The organism is Selenomonas sp. AB3002, from assembly GCF_000702545.1.
Taxonomy (GTDB): domain Bacteria; phylum Bacillota; class Negativicutes; order Selenomonadales; family Selenomonadaceae; genus Selenomonas_B; species Selenomonas_B ruminantium_A.
The window spans coordinates 600,890-624,744 of sequence record NZ_JNIO01000008.1 but is presented as its reverse complement, the minus strand read 5'-3'; the positions used below and the strand labels follow the sequence as shown (position 1 = coordinate 624,744).

At 54.0% G+C, this 23,855-nt stretch carries 14 protein-coding genes and 1 pseudogene; 1 reads left to right on the top strand and 14 read right to left on the bottom strand.

Translation table 11 applies throughout. The annotated features are described in order from the left end of the window. Positions 1–130: 130 nt before the first annotated feature. Entirely contained in the window at positions 131–991 is an 861-nt protein-coding gene (locus tag P159_RS0110740) for a shikimate dehydrogenase (RefSeq protein ID WP_029543947.1), read from the bottom strand. A gap of 10 nt (positions 992–1,001) precedes the next feature. Continuing rightward, entirely contained in the window at positions 1,002–2,462 is a 1,461-nt protein-coding gene (locus P159_RS0110735) for a nicotinate phosphoribosyltransferase (RefSeq protein ID WP_029543945.1), read from the bottom strand. Positions 2,463–2,653: 191 nt separating this feature from the next. On the opposite strand from P159_RS0110735, the gene hypF reads away from it, so the two are divergent. Then, a complete protein-coding gene (hypF, locus tag P159_RS0110730; RefSeq protein ID WP_029543943.1) occupies positions 2,654–4,999 on the top strand; it encodes a carbamoyltransferase HypF in 2,346 nt (781 codons plus the stop codon). Positions 5,000–5,096: 97 nt separating this feature from the next. On the opposite strand, the gene ftsY is transcribed toward hypF, so the two are convergent. From ftsY to P159_RS0110670, 12 genes and pseudogenes are all read right to left on the bottom strand, one after another. Next, on the bottom strand, positions 5,097–6,017 hold the full coding sequence (gene ftsY, locus P159_RS0110725; protein ID WP_029543941.1) for a signal recognition particle-docking protein FtsY: 921 nt from the start codon (positions 6,015–6,017) through the stop codon (positions 5,097–5,099). A 1-nt stretch (position 6,018) separates the two neighbouring features. Then, the gene (locus P159_RS0110720) at positions 6,019–9,030 is read right to left on the bottom strand and encodes an AAA family ATPase (RefSeq protein WP_029543939.1); all 3,012 of its coding nucleotides are present in this window, start codon (positions 9,028–9,030) and stop codon (positions 6,019–6,021) included. Then, the gene (locus P159_RS0110715) at positions 9,031–9,960 is read right to left on the bottom strand and encodes a LysR family transcriptional regulator (protein ID WP_029543937.1); all 930 of its coding nucleotides are present in this window, start codon (positions 9,958–9,960) and stop codon (positions 9,031–9,033) included. 165 nt (positions 9,961–10,125) lie between these two features. After that, entirely contained in the window at positions 10,126–11,079 is a 954-nt protein-coding gene (locus tag P159_RS0110710; RefSeq protein ID WP_029543935.1) for a magnesium transporter CorA family protein, read from the bottom strand. A gap of 310 nt (positions 11,080–11,389) precedes the next feature. Next, positions 11,390–12,598 (bottom strand): tyrosine--tRNA ligase, encoded by a 1,209-nt coding sequence (gene tyrS, locus P159_RS0110705; RefSeq protein WP_029543933.1) that lies wholly within the window; start codon positions 12,596–12,598, stop codon positions 11,390–11,392. Positions 12,599–12,668: 70 nt separating this feature from the next. After that, entirely contained in the window at positions 12,669–14,783 is a 2,115-nt protein-coding gene (locus P159_RS0110700; protein ID WP_029543931.1) for a penicillin-binding protein 1A, read from the bottom strand. 66 nt (positions 14,784–14,849) lie between these two features. Beyond that, complete coding sequence (locus tag P159_RS0110695) at positions 14,850–17,231, bottom strand: endonuclease MutS2 (RefSeq protein ID WP_029543929.1); 2,382 nt, start codon at positions 17,229–17,231, stop codon at positions 14,850–14,852. 104 nt (positions 17,232–17,335) lie between these two features. Next, positions 17,336–18,202, bottom strand: coding sequence for a hypothetical protein (locus tag P159_RS0110690; RefSeq protein ID WP_029543928.1), 867 nt, complete (start codon positions 18,200–18,202; stop codon positions 17,336–17,338). 508 nt (positions 18,203–18,710) lie between these two features. Continuing rightward, positions 18,711–19,424 (bottom strand): annotated as a pseudogene (locus P159_RS21250) (amino acid ABC transporter ATP-binding protein); the annotation flags it as partial. 6 nt (positions 19,425–19,430) lie between these two features. Continuing rightward, positions 19,431–20,096 carry an amino acid ABC transporter permease gene (locus tag P159_RS18705; RefSeq protein WP_051650308.1) on the bottom strand — a complete coding sequence of 222 codons (666 nt, stop codon included), beginning with the start codon at positions 20,094–20,096 and terminating at the stop codon, positions 19,431–19,433. 116 nt (positions 20,097–20,212) lie between these two features. Beyond that, on the bottom strand, positions 20,213–21,088 hold the full coding sequence (locus P159_RS0110675; protein ID WP_029543923.1) for a transporter substrate-binding domain-containing protein: 876 nt from the start codon (positions 21,086–21,088) through the stop codon (positions 20,213–20,215). A gap of 142 nt (positions 21,089–21,230) precedes the next feature. Further along, positions 21,231–23,723, bottom strand: a complete 2,493-nt coding sequence (locus P159_RS0110670; RefSeq protein ID WP_029543922.1) for a U32 family peptidase — start codon at positions 23,721–23,723, stop codon at positions 21,231–21,233. Between the last annotated feature and the right edge of the window lie 132 nt (positions 23,724–23,855).

Here is a 23,855-nt window from a genome sequence, read left to right as displayed (position 1 = left end):
CGCTCCCAGTCTAGGCAGGACTCCCTGAAGATGCCAATCTGACTTACTCTTCTCCATCATCGTCACGATGGTATCAAGTTTAGCATATTCAGGCGCTTTTTGCAATGGCAGATGCACTTGCTGCCACTGTTTATCTCTTGGAAAGTTCCGCTCTCAGTGCATGGCACATACAGGCTGCATCCGGCTCAATGTCCGTCCAAAGGGCCAGGGCTGCCGCCCCCTGCCCTGCCAGCATGGCTTCGCCGTTCTGAATGGCACAGCCATGCTCCCTGGCCTCCCGCAGGAAACGAGTCTCGGCGGGAGTATAGATTATATCGTAGACAAAGGCAGAAGCCTTTACTGAATCCCAGTCCACAGGAGGAGCTTCTTCGACTTTTGGTGTCATGCCCAAAGGGGTTGTGTTCACCAGGATATTCGCTTCAGCTTCAGCCTTGCGGAAGGCTTCACTGCCAAAGGCACAGACAGAAATATCTGCCTCAGTGCGGCTCCTGAATTCCTCTGCCAGAGACTCCCCCTTCTCCGGTGTGCGCACAGCCAAAGTCACAGCAGCCACACCGCTTCTCAGGAGGCCCCAAAGCACTGCCCTGGTAGCGCCCCCCGCCCCCAGGATAAGTGCCCTGGCGCCTGCCAGCTTCACGCCCTTTTCCTGCAAGGGACTCAGGAAACCCAGCATATCAGTGTTATAGCCTTTGAGCTGGCCTTCCCTGTTCACCACGGTATTCACTGCCCCAATGATGACAGCATCCTCATCTATCTCATCCAGCAAAGGCATGATGGCCCGCTTGTGGGGAATGGTCACGTTCCAGCCGGAAAAGTTCAGGGCTTTCAGCCCCTCCACTGCCTGAGGCAGTTTCTCAGGCTCCACGGGCAGGGCCACATAGCTGTAGTCGATGCCAGCCTGCTCAATGGCCGCCTGCTGCATGGCAGGGGAAAGGGAGTGGGCGATGGGCCACCCCATGACCCCAAGATTCTTTGTCTTGCCTGTGTTCATTGCCCTCACCTCAGCCGTGCTGCTTCCTGGTTTCGGACAGCAGTTCCATCTTCATCTCGTAGTAGTCCGGCGTCATATCCAAATAGTGGCGGTGGGGATTCTCAAAGCGCTGCTCTTCCTCCCAGATTTCTTCTTTCAGCTGGGACTTCACATAGTCGCGAATCTCTCCTAAAGTGGGCAGTTCCTGGGTGCGCTTGCCATCCTGCACGTACAGGCGGCGCAGGTTCTTCACAGTGCAGCCCTCGAAATTGCGGTTTTTCCAAGGCTTCTGGGGATCCACATAGCGGAAGGGCTGCTCCATGTCAACCTTCTCCCCGCAGACTGCCAGCATATCCGCCACCGCATGGCCGTCCTTGTCGTAAACGCGGTAGAGGTCCTTGAGGCCGGGGTTGGTGATTTTCTCCACATTCTCAGACACCTTGATGCGGGGGGAGAAATTGCCGTTCTCGCCCACAGCAGCCAGCTTGTAGACCGCACCAAAGACCGGCTCGGACTTGGCGGTGATCAGGCGCTCGCCTACGCCGAAGCTGTCAATGCAGGCCCCCTGGGACAGCAAGGAAGCGATGGTGAACTCGTCCAGGCTGTTGGACACCACAATCATGCAGTCCTCAAGGCCTGCCTCATCCAGCATCTTGCGCACCCGCTTGGAAAGGTAAGCCAGGTCGCCGGAATCTATGCGGATGCCCTTGAGGCGCTTGCCCATAGGCTCCAACACTTCCCTGGCCACGCGAATGGCATTGGGAATGCCGGAGTGGATGACATCATAGGTATCCACCAACAGCACCGTGGCATCGGGATAATTCTCGGCATAGTGCCGGAAGGCCTCGTACTCATCACCATAGAACATGACCCAGCTGTGAGCCATGGTGCCGCTGACGGGAATGTCAAACATCTGGCCAGCAGACACAGTGGCAGTGCCCACCACACCGCCGATGTAGGCAGCCCTGGCCCCGTAGGTGGCTGCATCCATATTGTGGGCGCGGCGGGCGCCGAAATCGGACACAGCCCGCCCCTCACCTGCAGCCTTTACGATGCGGCGGGCCTTAGTGGCAATCAGTGACTGGTGGTTGATTTGGGCGAGGATGGCCGTCTCCACCAGCTGGGCATCAATCAGGGAACCCACCACCGTCAGGATAGGCTCATTAGGGTACATCACCGTACCCTCGGGCATGGCATAGATATCCCCATGGAAACGGAAATCCCTCAAAAAGGCCAGGAATTCCTCAGAGAACATATTCTGCTGGCGGAAATACTCAATGTCATCCTCCGAAAAACGCATATTCTCCACATACTCAATGACCTGCTCCAGTCCGGCAAAAATGGCAAAACCACCCCCATCGGGGTTCTGACGGTAGAACACATCAAAAACCACCTTGGTATCCGTGTCGTGGTCATTGAAATAGCCATAGGACATGGTCATCTCGTAGAAATCCATCATCATGGAAATATTGCGTTTATCAAACTGGGTCATGACAGGCTCCTTTGCTTAGTGCTGATAAAGGAGCCACCATGATGCCTGTGCTCCCTTTATGCATACTCAAACTAAAATTTACATAAAAACCGATACCCTGCTATTATACAACTTATCCGCGCCTTTTGGTAGCCGTTGACTGCAAAACCTAGTATAATCAAGGGAAAGGCAGAATTTAGGAGTGAATGATCATGGCACTTTTTCATAGCAAAATCTACGGCATTGTCCAGGGAGTGGGCTTCCGCCCCTTTGTCAGCCGTCTGGCCGATGAATTCCATATTTGCGGCAACGTATGCAACAAGGGGCCCTATGTGGAAATCTATGCCCAGGGCACAAGGGAAAACCTGGCTGATTTCTTCAGAACCCTGGAAGAACGCCCCCCGGAACGCTCCGCCATCCTGAAGGTCGAAACAGAAGAATGCGCCGGGAAAGAATTCCATGACTTTGAAATCATCGAAAGCGCCAAAGAAGCCGGGGAAATCTTTGTCTCCCCGGATATCGCCACCTGCGACAAGTGCCGGGCTGAGCTCTTTGATCCTGGAGACCGCCGCTACCTGCACCCCTTCATCAATTGCACCGCCTGCGGCCCCCGGCTCACTATCCTTGACTCCATGCCCTATGACAGGGAACGCACCAGCATGGGAGAATTCCCCATGTGCGCCAAATGCGCAGAGGAATACCATAGCCCTGCCACCCGCCGCTACGATGCCCAGCCTGTGTGCTGCAATGACTGCGGTCCGGAACTTTACCTCATAAGCGAGCCACAGGTGCGGGGAACCGAAGCCCTGCAAAGAGCCAGGCAGTGCCTGCGGCAGGGCGGCATTGTGGCCATCAAGGGCATTGGCGGCTTCCACCTCTCCTGCGATGCAAAAAACAGGGAAACCGTGGCCAGGCTCAGGAAGCTCAAGCACCGTCCTGTGAAGCCCTTTGCCCTGATGATGAAGGATATGGCCGCCATAGAAAAGGAATGTGTCATAGAGCCAGGGCAGGAGGAAATCCTCACAGGACACCAGAAGCCCATCCTGCTCCTGAAGCGCAGGGTTGACAGCCAGCTGGCCCAGGAAGTCGCCCCGGGCAATCCCAAGGTAGGAATTATGCTGCCCTACACCCCCCTGCACATGCTGCTCTTTGATTATCCGGACGGAGAGGACTTCCCCGACAGCCTGGTGATGACCAGCGGCAACCCTTCAGGCGCCCCCATCTGCCGCACAGACGAGGACGCTGCAGAAGCCCTTTCCCCTATCTGCAACCTGATGCTTTCCCACAACCGCAAGATAAGATTGCGGGCAGACGATTCAGTAATGGACTGGCTGGAAGGGCAGCCCTACATGATACGCCGCAGCCGCGGCTATGCTCCCCTGCCCTTTATGATGAGCGGAGACTTTTCCCCTGAAGGCGCGGTGCTGGGCATTGGCGGCGAACTGAAGAACACCTTCTGCCTGGGCAAGGGCAGCCTGCTTTATCCCTCCCCCTATATCGGCGATATGAGCGACCTGCGCACAGTGGCAGCTCTGCGGGAGTCAGTCAGGCGCATGGGCGAGCTGTTGGAAACCGAGCCCAAAATCGTTGCCTGCGATCTCCATCCCCGCTACAACACCACTGCCGTGGCCAGGGAACTTGGCCTGCCCCTGCTGCCTGTCCAGCACCACTATGCCCATATCCTCTCCTGCATGGCAGAAAATGACTGGCAGGAGCCGGTGCTTGGCATCTCCTTTGACGGCACGGGCTACGGCACGGACGGCACTGTCTGGGGCGGCGAGATACTGAAAGCAGATTACCATGGCTTTGAACGCCTGGGCCATATCCGCCCCTTCCTGCAGACGGGAGGCGACAAGGCCTCCCGGGAAGGCTGGCGCATAGCCATTGCCATGCTTTACGGCCTCACCAAAGAACAGGACAAAGTGCGGCAGCTCAATGAAAAACTGCAGCTCTGCCCCGCAAAGGAACTTGCCTCCCAGTTCCTCATGGCAGACAAGAAACTCAATGCCATCAAATCCACCAGCGCAGGCAGGCTTTTCGATGGCGTCAGCGCCCTGTTGGGCATCCGCAGCAGTTCCACCTTTGAAGGAGAGGCTTCCATGTATCTGGAATTTGCGGCCGAAGCCTATGAAGACCGCTTCTGTGCAGGCCTGCGCTCAGACATTGCCCTGCTGGAAATGGATAAGGCCGCACTTGCGCCCGAGACCTTCGCTGATGCCCCCTTTGAGCTGCCCACAGAAAAGCTCTTTGCGCTTATGCTGGACGGGCGCTTGCAGGAAGAGGCAGATATAGAGCAGCTGGCCTTCAAATTCCACGCAGGCCTGGCCGCCCAGATCACGGAAGCCTGCAAACTGGCCCGGGAGAAAACAGGCCTCACCACCGTTGCCCTTTCTGGCGGTGTCTTCCAAAACCACCTGCTGATGCGCCTCGTGCTGCAAGCCCTCAGAAAAGAGGAGTTCCAAGTGCTGAAGCACAGCCTGGTGCCCCTCAACGACGGCGGGCTGGCCCTGGGGCAGGCAGCAGCCGCCCTTTACCGGCTGAAAGAGATGAACGGATAGAATATGCCAATAACATATTTCTTTGAAAAACAATAGCAGATAAAACAAAAGGACGTTCCTTGCGAATCGAAACAAGGAACGTCCTTTTTGCATCTATTTAACTTTCAAACAAAGCCTTGGCAAAATCCTCGGCCACGAAGGGGCGCAAGTCTTCGACCCCCTCGCCCACGCCAATCCATTTCACAGGCATGGAAAGCTCGGACTTGATGCCGATGACCACGCCGCCCTTGGCCGTACCGTCCAGCTTGGTGAGCACCACACCGGAAATCGGCGCAGCCTTGGTGAAAAGCTGTGCCTGGCTGATGGCGTTCTGGCCCGTGGTGGCATCCAGCACCAGCAAAGTCTCGTGGGGAGCGCCGGGAATCTCACGACCTATGACGCGGTTGATCTTCTCCAGCTCCTGCATAAGATTGGACTTGGTCTGCAGGCGTCCGGCGGTATCGATGATCAGTACATCAATGCCGCGGGCCTTGGCTGCCTGCACGGCATCATAGGCCACAGCAGCGGGGTCGGAACCTTCCTCATGCTTGATGACCCGCGCGCCGGTACGCTCCCCCCATACCTCCAGCTGGTCGATAGCAGCTGCGCGGAAGGTATCTGCCGCTGCCAGCATGACGCTCTTGCCCTGGCCCTTGTAATAGGCACTGAGCTTGCCGATGGTGGTGGTCTTGCCTGCGCCGTTGACGCCGATGGTCAGCAGCACAGTGGGGCCCTCCTTGGCCGTGCGGGTGGTATCGTTCTCCTCCCCGGCAGTTAGGATAGCGGCAATCTCCTTCTGCAGGAAGGGCTTCAAATCCTCAGGTCCGTTGATTTCCTTTTTCTTGATGCCCTTGCGCACGGCAGTCATGAGCTTGTCAGTGGTCTTCACCCCCACATCAGCCATGATGAGGGTTTCCTCAAGTTCGTCCAGCAGGTCATCGTCGATGTCGGCGTAGCCCAGCACCAGTTTCTCTATCTTGTTGGTCAGATTCTCACGGGTCTTGTTCAGTCCCTTTTTCAGCTTGTCAAAAAATCCCATCTTATGCTCCTTTATCTGCTAAATCATCCAATTTCACCGACAGGATACGGGAAACGCCCGCATCCTCTATGGTCACCCCGTACATGGTATCCACCGCCTCCATGGTGCCTTTGCGGTGAGTCACCACGATGAACTGGGTTTCCTCTGCAAACTCCCGCAGGAAAGCGCCAAAGCGTATGACATTAGCCTCATCCAGGGGCGCGTCTATCTCATCCAGCACCGAGAAGGGCGAAGGCTTGTATCTGAGGAAGGAGAACAGCAGGGCGATGACTGTCAGGGCCCTCTCTCCGCCGGACAGGGCAGACATGTTCTGCCGCTTCTTCTGGGGCAGGGTCACCAGTATCTCCACACCTGAATTCAATACATCCTCAGTGTCCGTAAGACGCAGCTCCGCTTCGCCGCCCCCAAAAAGACGCACGAAAATCTCGCTGAAGTAAAGCTGTATCTGGGAAAAGGCTTCCTTGAACTGCTTGGACATGGCCTCGTCCATCTCAGCCAGTATCTTCTCCAGATTTTCCTTGGCCTCCACCAGGTCCTTGGCCTGCTTTTCCATGAAACCATGACGCTTGGAAAGCTCCTCATGCTCCTGCAGGGCATTGGGGTTTACGGGGCCCAAGGCCTTGATTTTCTCTCCCAGTTCATGGAGCCGTGCCTTGAGGAGAGCAGGCTCCATGTCCAATGCTTCTTCAGCCGCCCTGTCAGGGGTAAGGCCATATTCACTGAAGAGATTTTCTTTCCACTCCTCCAGAGCCATTTCCAGCTTGGTGCTGACAATCTCCAGCTTGTGGACTTCTTCCTGTAGCTGCTGCCTGACCCGGCCCGCCTTGCGGGCGGCCTGCTCCAGTTCCTGGCTTTCTGTGAGTGCATCCATGCGCTGCTTGTAAAGTCCCGCATGGCGCTCCTGGCTCTCATCGTAGGAATCCTGCCATTCACGCTGCTGAGCTTCTATTTCCTTCAGGCGCTGCAGGCTGGCAGCGGCTCCTTCGGCCAGTTCCTTTTCCTCCTGCTCATTGTCCTTGAGGGCCTTCTCTCCCCGGGCCTTTTCCTGACGGGAGTTCTCCAGCCTTTCCCCGGCTCGCAGGGCTTCCTGCTTCAGCACCGCCTGCTTGATTTCCCTCTCATGGATAAGGCTGGCCAGCTCCTCGGCGTCCTGCCTGGCTTCCTCCAAAAGTTTCTGGGCTGAAGCAAGCTTTGCCTCAGCCTCCTCAGCCCGGGCTTTGCCCTGGCTGATTTTTCCCTGCAGCGTCTCAATCTCGGCACTGCGGTTGAGGAAGCCTGCCTCCTGATGGCCTTTGCCGCCACCAGAGAGAGAACCGCCAGGATTTATGAGCTCGCCGGTGAGGGTCACCAGCCGCAGCTTCTGATTATGCTTCCTGGCCAGAGCCAGCGCATGGTCGAGATTATCCACCACCAGGGTCCTGGCCAGCAGGAAATCTGCCACCTTGCTGTATTCAGCAGGCACCTTCACCAGGCGGCTGGCCCAATCCAGCACCCCCGGATCCCCTGCCACCTGCAAGTCAGGCACCGTGCGCTGGACAATGGTGGAAAGGGGCAGGAAGGTAGCCCGGCCCAGATGCTGCTGTTTCAGGAAAGCAATAGCCGCCTTGGCGGTATCCGTATCCCTGGTGACCAGATTCTGCTGGGCAGAACCCAAAGCCACCTCGATGGCAGTGACATATTCAGCAGGCACCTCCATCAGCTCAGCCACGGCGCCTGCAACGCCCTTGCGCCAGGGCTCACGGGCTTTCAGTATCGCCTTGGGCGCCTTGCCAAAGCCCTCATAGGCTTGCTGCATGCGTTCCAGCATGGCGCATTCCTGCTGGACAGAAGTGAGCTTTCTCTGGGCTGTGAGCACTGCCTCACGAGCAGCGTTTACTTCCTGCTGACGGGAAGCAATGGTGCCCTTGTAGGCCGCAGCCCGCTCCCGTTCCTTTTGCAGCAGTTCCCCTGCCAGCTGCCAGTCTGCCTGCTTCTGCTTTTCCTCTGCAGCCAGTCCCGCCAGTTCTGCCACCTTACTGGCTAGCAGGCTGCTGAGCTCCTGACGGCGGGCCAGGATTCTCTCCTTGACAGCCTTGCTCTGTTCCTGCCGTTCCTCCAGGGCCGCCACCTCACGACTGGCAGCTTCGATGTTCTGGCGAAGCCTTTCGCTCTTGCCAGCCTGTTCCTGCATGGTCTTTTCCAGGTCGATGAGCTTTTGGCCCAGTTCCTGGCGGCGGGCCTCTGCCTTGTTGACCTCAGCCTCGGCAATGAGCGCTTCCTCACGTTTTTTCTGGAGGTTCTGCTCATTTTCACTATGGCGCCGGCTTTCCCGCTGGTAATCAACAGCCAGCTGGGTGAGTCGGCATTTCTTCTGCTCCTCTGAGAGGCCGTTGTAGATGCGGGTGCGCTCTGCCTGCTGGGCCAGAGGTTCCAGCTGGTTCTCTATCTCCCGGATGATGTCCTGGACACGCACCAGATTCCCTTCCGTATCCGTCAGGCGGCGCAGGGTTTCCCGCTTGCGGGAACGGTACTTGGTGATGCCTGCCGTTTCCTCAAAGAACAGGCGCCGCTCCTCGGGCTTGCTGTTCAGGATATCATCGATGCGGTTCTGGCCGATGATGCTCATGCCGTCGTGGCCGATGCCCGTGTCCGCGAAGAGGTTGTAGATATCCTTCAGGCGGCAGCGGGAACGGTTGATGTAGAACTCGCTTTCCCCGCTGCGGTAGAGCCTGCGGGTCACCACCACTTCCCGGAAATCCACAGGCAGAGTGCCGTCATTGGCAAAGAACAGGGACACCTCCGCCAGCCCCAAGGGCTTTCTGGCGGCAGAGCCCGTAAAGATGATGTCCTCAGCCCTGGCTCCGCGCAGATTGCGGACATTCTGCTCACCCAGCACCCAGCGGATAGCATCGGTGATATTGCTCTTGCCGCTGCCATTAGGCCCTACGATAGCGGTGATGCCCGAGTCAAAATCTATGGTTATCTTATCGGCAAAGGACTTGAAGCCGTATGCCTCCAATCTTTTAAGCTGCAACTATGCCTTGCTCCCTTCAGGCTTGTGGGTTCCCAAAAACCTTTGCTTGAATTCATCTGTGGCAGCGTACTCCCGCATGAAATCAGTGAGACGGTTGTCCACCTTTGACAGGGAACGCTGCTGTCCCCAATACAGGTATACCATGACCTCCAGTTCCGGAGAAAGAGGACGCCTGACAAAGATGCTCTCCATGCTGGTGACGAAATCCGGCAGGATGGAAATACCCTCCTGATTAGCCACCAGCTGCTTGATGGTCTTGAGCTGGGAAGTGCAGAGCAGCACATCCGGCACGAACCCCGCCTCATTGCAGCGGGCACACACTTCACGGTACTGGTAAGTGCGGGGCTGCTGCATGATGAACTTTTCTCCTGCCAGATCCTCAAAGGTGATTATCCTTTTGCCTGCCAGCGGGTGCTCCGGGTGCAGGCAGACGCTCATGGCATCCTCCATGATGGGCAGCGCATGGTCATTGTCCTCTGTGCCTCCCAGCACGATGCCGAAGTCCAGTTCCTCCAGATCTGCCCTGTTCTTCACCTCATCAGAATCGGCAAACTCCTGCACATCAAGAGTCACATCGGGAAAGGCCCGCCTGAACTTGGTGAAGAAATCTGGGAAGAGATAGGCCTCCACCATAGGTGGAATGCCAAAGCGCAGAGTCTCATGCTTATCCCGCCGGAACCTCTGCATATCCCGCCTGGCACTCTCCGCATCCTGCATGATGCGCTGAGCATGGAGCAGGAACACTTTCCCCTCCTCCGTAAGAGTGGCCCGCTTCTGGCTGCGATCAATGAGCGTCACCCCCAGTTCCGCCTCCAAAGCCTTGATGGCCTTGGTGACAGAGGGCTGGGAAACATGCAGCACCTCAGCCGTGCGCGTAAAATTTTCCAGCTCACTGATGGTGCAAAAATACTCCAGTTGCCGAAACTCCATAGAGAAATCCCCCATACATCTCATGTCTATCATCTATATAAGTGTTGTTCATTCAGTCCGTTCCATTTTATCATAGCTTGAAGTTATTGTCACCCAAAGACGAAGAAAAGCCTTTATACCCAAAAGAAAAATCCCCGCCCAATGCGAGGATTTTCATATTCAGAATCAGAACATATTCCGCCTCCAAAGTATGACGGCAGAGGATATGGAAATGCCAAAGGCAATCACCATGACATACATGAACCCCTTGCCATCTTCCGCAAAGGGCACCGGCACATTCATGCCGAAGAAGCTGGATACTACCGTAGGGATAGCCAGAATGATGGTCATGGCGGCCAGGAATTTCATCACCCGGTTCTGGTTGTTGGAGATAATGGAAGTGAAGGTATCTGCCAGCCGGGCCAGGATCTTGCTGTACATCTCCACCATTTCCCGGGCCTGCTTGTTCTCGATGATGACATCTTCCAGCAGGTCCTCATCTTCTTCATACATCTTCAGGATGGGCTTCATGGCGGGATTGGAGCGCAGGCGCAGGAGCTTGTCCATGACAGCGCCATTGGAACGCAGGGCCGCATTGAAGTAAGTAAGGCCCTTCTGGAGCTCAAGGAGCCGCAGGATTTCCCTGTTGCTCATATTGTGGCGCAGCTGCACCTCTATATCATCGGAAAGCTTGCTTATCTGCCGCAGATAGCGCAAGTAAAGGGTGGCTGACTTATAAAGTATCTGAAAAAGGAATCTTGTCTTCTTATAGGTGCGGAAGAGCTTGGCGGTACGCTCGTTGAACTCCGCCATAACAGGCGTCTCTTCCAGGCAGACGGTAATGATATACTCCGTGGTGACAATGATGGCCAAAGGCAGGGCATCATAGCTTTCCTCGCCACGGCATACAGGCACGTTGGTCAGGACCATGATGGAATTGTCCTCCACGTCCGTATGGGAGCGCTCCTCATCATCCAGTGCGGAACGCAGGAAGTCCGGCTCAACCTCCGTCAGGTTGCTGACCACCTTCAGCTCATAGGGTGTAGGGTCAATGATATTGATCCAGGCTCCCTTCTCCAGAGTCTTCAGGCTCAGTTCCTGCAAGGGGCCGCTTTCAGCGGACTTGTAGATTTGCAGCATGGGCTGTCTCCTTTCTCATAGGAAAGAACCCGCCCCAAACTGCACCAGCGCAAAGCTAAAAGACCACGGCCAGTGTAGGAAGGGCAGACCTCCCCTTATTCGTATGTATGTTCCATCGCTTCGGGTCTGCCGAACTAGGGTGATCATCCATGCTCCTCACCAGCCTTTCAGTGCATCCTTAAAATTTCCGAATTATATTATACAACCTTAATTTATTTTTTTCCAGAAAAAAAGCTGAGACACTTTCCTCCCACAAACAAAGGGTGCTGCACGTTTCGTTGCGCACAGCACCCTTCACCATAAAAAGCCGTCATTTAGTCAGCTTGTAATACTTCTTCTTGCCCTTCTTTACAATAGCAGCACCATCATTGAAGTCCCCAGCCTGCAGCACGTAGTCAATATCCGTAACCTTGCTGTCGTTGAGGCTCAAGCCATTCTGCTGTATCAAGCGCTTGCCTTCCCCTTTGGAAGCGAAGACTCCACCTGCCACCAGGGCATCAAGCAGCTTGTCTCCTGCTTCGGCTGCCACAGTAGGCATATCGGCCACATTTCCTGCACCGCCGAAAAGGGCTTCGGCAGACTGCTTGGCTTTCCTGGCCTCTTCTTCGCCATGAACAATCTTTGTGACTTCATAGGCCAATACAGCCTTGGCTTCATTAGCCTGCTGATCCTTCATGGCACCTAAGCGGCGCACCTCATCCATAGGCAGGAAGGTGAGCAGAGACAGGCATTTCTCCACATCTGCATCATCCACGTTGCGCCAGTACTGATAGAATTCATAGGGAGAAGTCTTCTCCGCATCAAGCCAGAGAGCCCCGCCGGCAGTCTTGCCCATCTTCTTGCCATCACTCTTGGTCAGCAGCTTGTTGGTGAGACCATAAACAGGGGTACTGAGCTTGCGACGGCAGAGCTCAACACCAGCGATGATGTTGGACCACTGGTCATCGCCACCCATTTCCAGCTTGCAGCCATAGCGGCGGTTCAGTTCCAGGAAGTCATAGGCCTGCATGATCATGTAGTTGAATTCCAGGAAGGTCAGGCCTTTCTCCCAGCGCTGCTTATAGCACTCGGCAGACAGCATGCGGTTTACAGTGAAGTCTGCGCCAACTTCGCGCAGGAGCTCGATATAATTGAGCTTCCTGAGCCAGTCGCCGTTGTTCACCATCAGAGCCTTGCCATCAGAGAAATCGATGAAGCGAGCGATCTGCTTTTTGAAGCATTCACAGTTGTGCTCAATGATTTCATCCGTCAACATCTGGCGCATATCCGTACGGCCGGAAGGATCACCCACGGTGCCGGTGCCACCGCCCACCAGGCAGATGGGACGATGACCTGCCCGCTGCATGTGAGCCATGGCCATGAGCGCTATGAAATGACCTGCATGCAGGCTGTCAGCAGTGGGATCAAAACCTATATAAAAAGAAACCTGCTCCTCATCAAACAGTTTCCTCAGTTCCTCCTCATTGGTGCACTGGGCTACAAAGCCGCGTTCTTTCAAAATGTCAAATACGTTAGACAACCAACTCGCTCCTTTATCTTATGATTAACTCCAGCAGTAATTCATTATCCCTGCAAGGGAAACAAAAATTTTAACGGCCTTTGCCTACTCCACCGCCACGCTCAGGGGCGTCTGAAACAGGTTCAGTTTTTTGGGGTTGAGGCTTCGGTTCCTGCTTATCCTGAGCGGGAACATTCTGACCGCCCTTCACTGGAGCTTCTTCAACTTTTTCCTTAGGATTATTATCCTTCTTTAATTCTGACGGCTTCTGCTTGACGGTTATCTTTTCGTCATCTTCAAGCTCTCCCACAGAATCATCTTTCCCAGCGGCGCTGCCATCAAAATTTTTAGCTGGCGTAGTAGCAAGAGCTTTGGACATAAAAGCCTTCCAGATTTCTGCAGGTGTCTGTCCGCCAGTCATGTTGTGGAGGGAAGTGTTATTATCATTTCCCACCCAGACGCCAGCTACCAAATCAGGAGTATAACCTACAAACCAGGCATCATGATAGTCATTGGTTGTGCCTGTCTTTCCTGCAGCAGGACGGCCAATATTGGCATGGGTGCCTGTGCCTTTCTGAATGACCGTCTGGAGCATGCTGGTAAGTTCTGCCGCGCTGTTTTCACTGATGACACTGCGCTGCCGTTCCTCAGCCTGTTCGATGACTTTGCCATTCCTGTCAAGCACTTTGACAATAACCATCGGCTCTACATGAATGCCCTTGTTGGCAAAAGTTCCATAAGCACTGGTGAGTTCCAAAGGCGTGACACCTTTGGTAAGCCCCCCCAATGCCGTAGCCAGATTGCGGTCATTTTGTGCACCTTCAAGCACAAAAGTGGTAATGCCCATTTCCTGTGCATAATAGATAGGTTTGTCAATCCCCAGCTTCTGGGCAATCTTTACCGTGGGCACATTAAGTGAATTGCGGGCTACTTCCCGCAGGGAAACCTTGCCATTGAAAGTGCGGTCATAGTTCTGCGGTTCCCAATCCCCCACTTTTACAGGACTGTCGTTAATGACCGTATTGGGCGTGAAGTTATTCTCCAAGGCCGCTGCAAAGACAAAAGGCTTGAAAGCAGAACCGGGCTGCCTTTCTGCCATAGTAGCGCGATTGAACTGATCCGTACCGCGGCCCCCAACCATAGCCTTCACATGGCCATTGTGGGGATCTATAGCCACCAGAGCCCCCTGAGGCTGCTCTATGCCATTTCCATCCTTGTTATAAAGGGGCAGATTTTTCATGGCTTCTTCCGCCGCCCTCTGCATGTCCATGTCAATGGTAGTATAAATCTTCAAACCATCTTTATAGACTGCATCTGCACCATACTTGTCAATGAGTTTCTGAGTGACATAGTCAATGAAATACGATGCCTCATTGGTGTCGGTATTCTTCGTCGCCTTCACCAGTTTCATTTCCTCTTTTTTGGTTTTTGAAGCCTGGGATGCGTTGATGTAGCCATACTTTTCCATCTGATCCAGCACCACGGATTTACGCTCTTCAGCGGCCTGGAGATTGCTGGTAGGAGAATAGTAATTGGGGCTTTTGGGAATGCCTGCCAGCATGGCACATTCGTTCAGATCCAAATCCTCAACATTCTTGCCAAAATAGGTCTTGGCAGCGGCCTGAACACCATAAGCACCCTGGCCAAAATAAATCTGATTCAGATAAAGCTCCAAAATCTCCTGCTTGGTGTACTGACGCTCAAGCTGCAAAGCCAGGAAAACTTCCTGAACCTTGCGTTTCAGCGTACGGTCCTGGGTAAGATAAGCATTTTTAGCCAACTGCTGGGTAATGGTGGAGCCGCCCTCTGAAATGCTCTGTCCCCGCAAGTTAGACCAGAGTGCCCGCATGATGCCGCGGGGATCCACGCCCATGTGTTCGTAAAAACGGTTATCCTCCACTGCTACAAAGGCATTCTGCAGATCCTTGGGCACCTGGGAAATCTTTACAGGCATGCGGTTTTCCGTAGCATGTACATTGGCAATCTCGTTGCCATTGATGTCGTAAATCTGGGATGACGCCGGCGGCTGGATATCACTGGCCAAATCCGGCTTGGTATTCATGCTAGCGGTAAGGAAACCACAGCCTATTCCGGTTACCATAACCAAGACCACGACTATGAAGCCCAGGAAGATACGCCCGGCAGAGCTGCCTTTTTTCTTGGCAGGCCTGCGCTTCTGCTGTTTTGTATTTGAACTTTTGTCCATAAGCAGCCTCCTTAAACAATATGCCTTTTATTATACACCACTGCATAAGAGAAAAGCTACCTTTATTCATTTCAAATTGACAACTGTTGCCCCTGTACCGCCCTCAGTGATATCCGCAAAGGCATAGGAGAGCACGTTTCTGTGGCCCTTGAGATAAGCCTGGACCCCTTTGCGCAAGGCACCAGTGCCTTTGCCATGTATGATCAGCACCTGGCTCAGGCCAGCCATGACAGCATCATCAAGGAATTTGCCTATGATAAGTTCCGCCTCGTCAACCATCATGCCACGGATATCTATCTCCCTGCCGATATTGGCAGTCTTCTGGAGAAAGCCGGCACTCTGGCGATTCTTGTTCCTGACAATCGGAGCAGATGCCTTTTCCTCCTGGCTGCCATGAGCCACAAAGGTACACTTTGAAGCCTTGACTTTTGTACGCAGACTGCCAAGCTGCACCTCAAGCTCGCTGCCGCTGACTTCCAGCACAGTCCCCTTCTGGTCCAGGCTCTTTACATAGACGGTGTCTCCTGTCCGGATTGTCTTGATGTCTACAGGCTTTCCCACGCCCTTTTGGGCCATGATGCCAGGGTTTGCCTTGGCCGATGCTTCCGTAAGTCTGGCACGAGCCTCCTGGATAGCCTGCTGTCGTTTCTTGATGCCCATATCCTGGAACTGTTCCTTCAGTTCCTTGATGATTTCCTCGGATTCCCGGCGTGTACGGCGTATCATGGCCGCGCTCTGCTCACGTGCCTTGCGTATGATCTCGCCCTTCTGCCTGGAGATTTCCTCCTTGGTGCGTTCCACCTTCAGCTGCAGGGCAGTAACCCGCTGCTGCCCTTCCATGATGTCGGCATTGCGCTGCTCATACATCATCTTTTCCTGTTCCAGCTCATTGACGACTTTCTCGAACTGGGCATGGTCAGCCTCCACCAGCTGCTTGGCCCTGAGAATCAAGGCTTCGGAAAGCCCCAGGCGACGACTGATAGCAAAGGCGTTGCTGGCACCGGGAGTGCCCAGAAGCAGCCTGTATGTCGGCCGCAGGGTCTTCACGTCAAACTCCACACAGGCATTCTCAATGCCAGTACGGCTATAGGCAAAGGTCTTTAGCTCTGAATAATGCGTAGTAGCCACGGTGGTGGTGCCGATTTCCAGCAGCCGCTCCAGAATGGACATGGCCAGGGCAGCCCCCTCCTCCGGGTCCGTACCCGCCCCCAGCTCATCCAACAGCAACAGATCCTCTTTCTCCACCTGCCCCAAGATCTTCACAATATGGGTCATATGGGCGGAGAAGGTAGACAGGCTCTGCTCTATGCTCTGCTCGTCACCGATATCAGCATAGACATTCTGATATATGGCCAGCTCGGAGTCAGGGGCCGTGGGAAGATACAGGCCTGACTGGGCCATCAGCACCAGAAGTCCCAATGTCTTCATGCTGACGGTCTTGCCGCCGGTATTTGGTCCCGTGACCAGCAGCATGCTATAGTCCGTCCCCAGCACAATATCTATGGGCACCACTTTTTCCCTGTCAATCAGCGGATGACGGGCCTGCTTCAGGACAGTGCGCCCCTCATCATTGAGCTTGGGGCGGCTTGCTTCCATCTCCCTGGCCAGCTTGGCCTTGGCAAAGGTAAAATCAATTTCCGCCAAAATCTCGCAGTTGTTCTCCAAATCCTCATGATGACGCAGGATTTCCTGAGAAAGCTGCTTCATCAGGCGGTTCATTTCCTGCTGCCTGGCCAGAGTCAACTGCTTCACATCATTATTCATCTCCACCACAGCCATAGGCTCGATGAAGAGAGTAGCGCCACTGGCAGACTGATCATGGACGATACCTGGGAAGTGGGAACGATATTCCTGCTTCACAGGAATAACATAGCGCTCATCACGGACAGTGACGATGGCATCCTGGAAATACTTCTGATACTCTGCAGAATGCAGGATACCTGACATCCTGTCCTTTATGTGAGCCTGAGTAGCCCTCAGTTCCCTGTTGATGCGCCTGAGTTCCACGCTGGCATCCTCGCGGATATTGCCGTGCTCATCAATGGTATTTTCCAGATGGCGTTCCAGTTCCCCCAGGATTTCCATGCCCCGGGCCAGTTCCTTCAGGGCAGGCACTTCAAGAGAAAGATCCCGGAAGAAGTATTTCACATTGCGCATGGCATACATGGTGCTGCGCACCTCTACCAGTTCGCCCAGGTCTAAAGTAGCGCCCAGCTCCACCTTGCGGAGACTGGAAGTAATATCCCTGATGCCCCCCAGGGGCGGGGCCGTAGTCTCAAATATCTCCACAGCTTCATCTGTCTCTGCCAGCCAGCCGGATACTTCCTCAAAGTCCGAACTTGGCAGCAGGCTCTTCGCCAGCTTCTTGCCCAGATTAGAACTGGCGCAACCGATAAGCATGGCCTTTATCTTGTCATATGCTAATGTTTTGAAGGCTTCTTGTTCCATTTTCCTCTTTACCCCAATAATTTATCAAGATGGTCGATTTGCATAGGCTTCATTGTACCATAAAACATAAAAATAGGCACGGTACTTTAATCCGTGCCTATAAATCATTTTCCTGGGAATCCTTGCGCCAGCCTGTCTGCTATGCTTCTGCCTGCCAGTTCTGCCAGGATTTCCACCTTTTTCGCTTTTCTTGAGAGCAGCGCTTTTATTTCAGCTTCCATCATATCCAATACCTTGTCCACAACTGCGTATACCTTGTCCCTTTCCTCCATGGCAACCTTCTGGGTATAGAAAGAGAGCCTGCCTGTGCAGCAGGTCTCTCCCTTGGTCAGGCCGAAGAAAAGCCTCTGCCTGTCAGCACTGAAATCACCAAAGGCGGCCAGCTGGCCAAAGGAATCGGCCAATATCTCATCCAAAGCATGATTCTTCATGCCACCCAAAAGGCGCAAAGTCTCATAATGGGCACATTCGTACGCCCGTCGCAAGCGATAGGAGCGCTCCTGCCAGTCCCCCGCCCCCAGCCCCAGCCTGGTAGCGGTAATATTGCTGTAGGGAGCGCAGTTCAGCAACAAGAGGCGGTGATGGAAGATATTCTCTGCCTTAGCCTCTATTGTGAAGGCGTTCACCGTCAGAGGCAGTTCCCGTTTTTCCTCCCGTCCGCTCATGAGGGCGTCCATAGCGCGGAAGTCCTCATGGCTGCTGGTGGAGATGACAGGCAGCCGCCCTCCCAGAGTCTGGGCAAAGGAAATACCCAGTCCTTCTTCATCCTCCCAGCTGAAAGCAAAGGCGGGAAGACTTAGTCCGTCTATCAAGAAATCCAGCACGGTCCGACCCGCTGCCTCCTGCCACTTAGAAACGAAAGCTTCATCAGGCATGGGCAAGAAGGGAACCTCCTCCGGGATTTCATAAGCGTGCTGCAGGTATTCTTCTGCGGTCTGCCTTTGAGCCAAGCAAAGCGTGTCAATTTTCATTTGCCATCTCTTCCCTTATCTGTTGTACCGTACGACTAATAATCACTTGTTCACACTGCCTACAGCACTTTACAACTTTTAGACAAACAAAGATCGCTTACCTATTTTCTATGAATTCCACCCGTACCCGATTTTTTCCTTCTTCATAGGCATAGGAAAAACCGGCTGCTCTCTTTTTCAGCAGGGTAATCCCCATGTGCTCCATTTCCTCCGAATCATCTTCGCTCTCCGCTATGAAGGGATCGTAGGCTGCGCCACCGCTGACGACCTCCACCACGATGCGGTCCATGGCTTGGGCATAGGTAATGTCCAACCTAAGTTCCACCACTTCCCCGTCATTGAAGCTCCCTCGCCAAAACTCATATATAAGTTCCTCACCAGAAAGTTGCAACTGATAGGCCATAGACGCGCCTATGCCATATTTCTCTGCGAAATTCCAGATACCGCCCTGCAGCTGCATCAAGTCGAACTCTGACCGCCTGGTAATCTCATAGCTGAAGAACGTATGCTTGCGGATAAAGGAAATCGTCTTATCTCTCCTGGGTTGCTCAAAGATTTCCTCCGGCGTCCCCTGCTCATAGATGCCCCGGTCCGCAAAGAACAGGATGCGGTCTGACACCTCCTGGGCAAACTTCATCTCATGGGTGACGATGAGCATGGTCAGCCCCTGCTTGGCCAGCATGCGGATAACCGCCAGCACCTCTGCCGCCATCGTAGGGTCCAAGGCGCTGGTCGGCTCGTCCAGCAGCAGCACTTTTGGATCCATCATGAGGGAACGACAAATGGCGATACGCTGCTGCTGCCCGCCGGAAAGGACCCCCGGTAAGACCCTGGCCTTAGCGGCAAGGCCCACCTGATTGAGCAGCCCCATGGCCTTCTCCTCCGCCTCCTTGCGCTCCATGCCCAAAAGCATGGTGGGAGCCAGGCAGAGATTGTCCAGCACATTGTAATGGGAAAACAGGTGGAATTTCTGGAAAACCATGCCCATCTGACGACGGATGGTGTCCACATCCGCCCCTGGGGCTGTGATTTCCTGCCCGTCAATAGTGATGCTGCCTGCATCAGGCACCTCCAGCAGATTCAGGCAACGCAGGAAGACACTCTTGCCACAGCCAGAGCCACCGATAATGGCGATGCGCTCACCTTCCCTGACACTTAAATCCACCTTGCTCAGCACCTGCAAATCCCCAAAGGCTTTGGAAAGCCCCTGTACTTCAAGTATCCCCATTTATTCCTCCACCTCTCTTCTCTCACGCCATTCCAGCCAGGCAAATACCCCATATACGCAATAAGACATGACGATATAGATGGCCATGCCGCCCAGCATGGTAATCATGGGCTGCATGGTGCGGGAGGCCGTATTGTATATGACACGGGTAAGATCTGTGATGGTCACATAGCCTACTACGCTGGTCCACTGAATCAGGTTCACAATGGTAGACTGGTAGACAGGCCGGGCAATCTGCACCATCTGCGGCAGTGTCACCAGGCGAAAGGCCTGCACTCTGGAAAACCCCAGCGTGCGCGCTGCCTCTACCTGCCCGTGATCTGTAGCCTGGATGGCGGAGCGCAAAAGCTCTGCCACATGAGCCGCTGTATGAAAAGAAAAAGCCAGGATAGCCACCACCACGGGAGACAAGCCACTCTGAGCCAAGACTCCATAAAAGAGCAACATCAAAAGCATCAGTACCGGACATCCCCGCACCAAAGCAATGTAGCCCATGGCCAATAGACGCAGGAGGCGTCTTTTCCCCATGCGGAAAAAGCAGATCAGCGCTCCCAGGAGCGTTCCTGCCAGCAGGGATACCAGAGAAATCTCCACCGTCACCCCAATGCCCTTGCCAATAGTTATCCAGGCATCATTGGCAATAAAAATCTGATAAAGCTTCTCCATCTTCCATCCTCCCAAGCATAGACGGTTTGCCTACATATGATTGCTGCAACAAACAAAACACCGAACATTCTCGATATAAATCCTCAAAAATGTTCGGTGCTTTTGATAACAACTTCTTACTTCTTCACTGCCAGGTGGACAATCTCATCCTTATAGTAAGGCACGGTGGTTGCTGCCCCTTTGGGAAGATCAAAATCCTTAGGACGAACATTGAACTTATCCTCAGGAATCACAGCCCAAAAGATTACATCCACAGTCTTGCCAGAAAGAGCAGCTGCCCTTGCGCCGCTGTCCACCTGTACGATTTCTATATTTCTCTGCAACCGCTTGCTCACCTCTGAGAGCACTGCCGTATTAAAGCCTGCAGGCTTGCCATCTGCCAATACCAGGTCAATGGGAGGAAGGTCGCCAGTGACTGCTACCTTGAGAATGCGGCGTCCCTCTGCCTTTTCCAGTTCCACAGCGTGTGGTTCCTCGCCTGCCTTCACATCCTTGATATATTCCTGGACCAGCTTGTCCAATGTGCCGTCATCCTTCATGGTGCTGATAGCCTTGTTCATTTCCTCCAGCAGTTCTTTATCCTCTTCCCTCACTGCACAGCAGAAGCCATCTTCCAGTTTCACCTTCTTGAAATCAGTCTGGGCAAACTTGTCATTCCTGGCCAGGAGATAGTCCGACACACACTGATAGGTGCTCATCTCATCAATGCTCCTGGATTCTAGCCCCATCTGCATGGAGTTAAGATTGTCATAGTAAGTTATGTCATACACCATATTATCAGGGAAACCACCTCTTTGCCCTACTTCCTTCATCAGCTCCGCCTGCTGCTGCTCACTGATGTTCATGTTCGTCAGCATGCCCAGCTTTAAAGGCTTGCCTCCGGAGCTCTTATGGGGATCATCAGTAGGACCGCACCCTGCCAGCATGGTTCCAGCCAAGGCACATCCCAAAAGCAGGGAAACAACCTTTTTCATGTTCAGCTTCACATTCATGGTTTTTACATCCTTTCCTGAAAAAGCCAGACCAATCCCTGTATAGTATATTTCTTTGTCTTGGTTTATTTCTCCATGTTTATGGATTTTCCTGCAATGCACAAAAAAGCTCCCGTCAAAGACGAGAGCTCATCATTAGATATTACAGGACACCACGGAAATAATGTCCTCTGGTTATATCCTTTCCCTCCTGCTGCTCAATATAAGCCTGCTGTGCTTCATCCAGGTCTTCGGGCATGCCCATGACCTTCTTGTAAGCCCGGGTGATATTCTTCAGCTCCTGCGGCGCCAGGTACTTGCCCTCAATGCGCAGGGTGACAAGGCCTGCAGGCAGGAATTTCATGGCATGGGGCAGCATGGACAAAGTCTTGCTGTTCAGTACATGCATGTGGCAGTACTGATCCATCACCAGCGGGAACAGGGCTTCCTTGCGGTCCTTCAGGAAGTACCTTCCCTTGGTGCAAGGCTGGCTGCAAGGCTTTTTGCCTGCACCGCCCAGGAAGCTGCCTGTCACGCAGTACTCGGAAACCATCAGTTCCAGCCTGCCATGCACAATAGCAGCCAGCGGTATGGCGCTTTCTTTGGCCAGCTTCTTCATCTGCCCCTCATTAAGCTCCGGTGACAGGGTAGCTTCCACCACGCCCAGCCCCTGCAAGGCGGAAAGGGCTATCTTGTTATAGGAAATAAGAGAGTAATCAGCATGGATGGGGAAATCTGTCATCTTCCTCACCAAGGACAGGGTACCTATATTATGCACATGGACAGCATCAGGGGGGAATTCCTTGCAGCTGTTGAGGAGGTTTTCCACAGATTTTTGGGCATTCATCTTGAGTATCCTGGGAGTGTTGATGTCAAAGCGAACCCCCGCTTTTCTTGCCAAATCCCAGGCTTTTCTGTAGACCTCATCACTCAGATGGCTGTGGTGGTAGCTTTCTCCACCAAAAAGGATGCCATCCGCCCCCCCTTCAATAGCCGCTTCCATCTGTGCCAAAGAATCCACGCTGACCATCAGACGGGACTGGCGAAGATTGCCACGTTGTTCACAGGCAGGCCAGCTTTCCTTGCCGTCCAGGGGCGGGTAATTGTAAGGAGGCAGCTCTGCCAGGCGCTGCTGCTCCAGCGCCTCTGCAGCTTTGCGGCGGGCTTCGTTGATCTCGCTCATGGGCACCATGACAGCGCCCTCTATGTGGCATACAAGTTCCTGCAAGGCAAAGACAGAAGTTCCCAGGCGGTCAACCTGCTTGCGGATAATTTCTTCGGTCAAAGGCCGCTTCAAGGCAGGCTCTGCCAGGAACTCTGTGACGGCAGAAGCCGTATGGCCCTCTCCATCCGTAAAGACAATGGAAAGCGGCTTGCCCTCAGCTGCAAAGACTTCTGCCTTGATGCCTATGCGGCGTATGGGGGCGCCGCTTTTATAGCTTTCCTTGGCCTTCTCCATGAGGGCGGCATCATATACCTTGAAGAGACGGTCATGAGCGTGCACTGCTTTTGACAGGGCAAATCTCACCACATCCCCGGCTTCACCCCTGGCAATAACCTGGCCACTATCTGACCAAAGTTCCTTGATGTCGGCTGTGACCCTGCCTCCCACCTTCACCCAGAAATCCACCTGGTCACCGACGGCCAAAGGCCCGGCAAGCTTGACTGTCACCTGGCCGGACTGGCGGTCATAGCTTTCCACACGCCCCACCATGAGCCCACGATTATTGGGACGGCGGTCGCTCATCATATCCTTGCCGGGACGGTCCAGCAGATAAGCGGTAGTGAAATCACGGTTGAAAATCTGCGCCAGGTTATCCCTTTCCTGCTGGGTCACCAGATAGCCTTCACCTGCATAGTGACGGTCAATGGCTTCACGATAGGTGCTGACCACCGTGGCCACATACTCGGGACGCTTCATGCGGCCTTCTATCTTCAAGGAAGCCACTCCGGCCTCAATCAGTTCCGGGAGAACTTCAATGGTATTCATGTCCCTGGGAGACAGCAGATACTTGCCTGCCTTGTCGCCCAAAACATCATTGCCGTTCTCATCAACCAGATCATAAGGCAGGCGGCAGGGCTGGGCACAGCGGCCACGATTGCCGCTGCGCCCGCCAATCATGCTGCTCATGAGGCACTGGCCGGAATAGCACACGCAGAGAGCCCCGTGCATGAATACTTCTATTTCCACCTGTGAGTGACTGCATATATAGCGGATTTCCTTCAAGGAAAGCTCCCTGGACAACACAACCCGGGTAAACCCCAGCTCCTGCAAGGCCAATACACCTTCCAGGCTGTGCACTGTCATCTGGGTGCTGGCATGCAGGGGCAGTTCAGGCACCGTCTCCCGTGCGATTTTTGCCACGCCCAAATCCTGCACCAGCACCGCGTCTGCTCCTGCCTCATACAGGAATCTCAGATAATCCCGCAGAGCAGGCAATTCCTCGTCCCCTACAATGGTATTGACGGTCACATTGATGAGCACTCCACGCAGATGAGCAAAACGGACAGCATCTTTCAGCCCCTCTTCATCAAAATTACTGGCATAAGCCCTGGCTCCAAACATATTGCCTGCCAGATAGACGGCATTGGCACCGCTTTCCACGGCTGCCACCAGTGCTTCACGGCTGCCTGCCGGCGCTAATAATTCAACCACTTGCTTTCCTCTACTTTCATAAATGGCTATGTCAAAAGCTGCGCTTTCTTGACCAAGGGCAGCTTCCCTGAATCTATACATATAAGTGATATTCTAGCACAAAACTCCCCATAATTACAAAGGGCAGGTACA

Excerpts from the sequence above, each read along its gene's own strand:
- hypF (WP_029543943.1), top strand. The coding sequence starts at position 2,654 with ATGGCACTTTTTCATAGCAAAATCTACGGCATTGTCCAGGGAGTGGGC.
- ftsY (WP_029543941.1), bottom strand. The coding sequence starts at position 6,017 with ATGGGATTTTTTGACAAGCTGAAAAAGGGACTGAACAAGACCCGTGAG.
- P159_RS0110710 (WP_029543935.1), bottom strand. The coding sequence starts at position 11,079 with ATGCTGCAAATCTACAAGTCCGCTGAAAGCGGCCCCTTGCAGGAACTG.
- P159_RS0110690 (WP_029543928.1), bottom strand. The coding sequence starts at position 18,202 with ATGAAAATTGACACGCTTTGCTTGGCTCAAAGGCAGACCGCAGAAGAA.
- P159_RS0110740 (WP_029543947.1), bottom strand. The coding sequence starts at position 991 with ATGAACACAGGCAAGACAAAGAATCTTGGGGTCATGGGGTGGCCCATC.
- P159_RS0110675 (WP_029543923.1), bottom strand. The coding sequence starts at position 21,088 with ATGAATGTGAAGCTGAACATGAAAAAGGTTGTTTCCCTGCTTTTGGGA.
- P159_RS0110700 (WP_029543931.1), bottom strand. The coding sequence starts at position 14,783 with ATGGACAAAAGTTCAAATACAAAACAGCAGAAGCGCAGGCCTGCCAAG.
- P159_RS18705 (WP_051650308.1), bottom strand. The coding sequence starts at position 20,096 with ATGGAGAAGCTTTATCAGATTTTTATTGCCAATGATGCCTGGATAACT.
- P159_RS0110735 (WP_029543945.1), bottom strand. The coding sequence starts at position 2,462 with ATGACCCAGTTTGATAAACGCAATATTTCCATGATGATGGATTTCTAC.
- P159_RS0110715 (WP_029543937.1), bottom strand. The coding sequence starts at position 9,960 with ATGGAGTTTCGGCAACTGGAGTATTTTTGCACCATCAGTGAGCTGGAA.
- P159_RS0110695 (WP_029543929.1), bottom strand. The coding sequence starts at position 17,231 with ATGGAACAAGAAGCCTTCAAAACATTAGCATATGACAAGATAAAGGCC.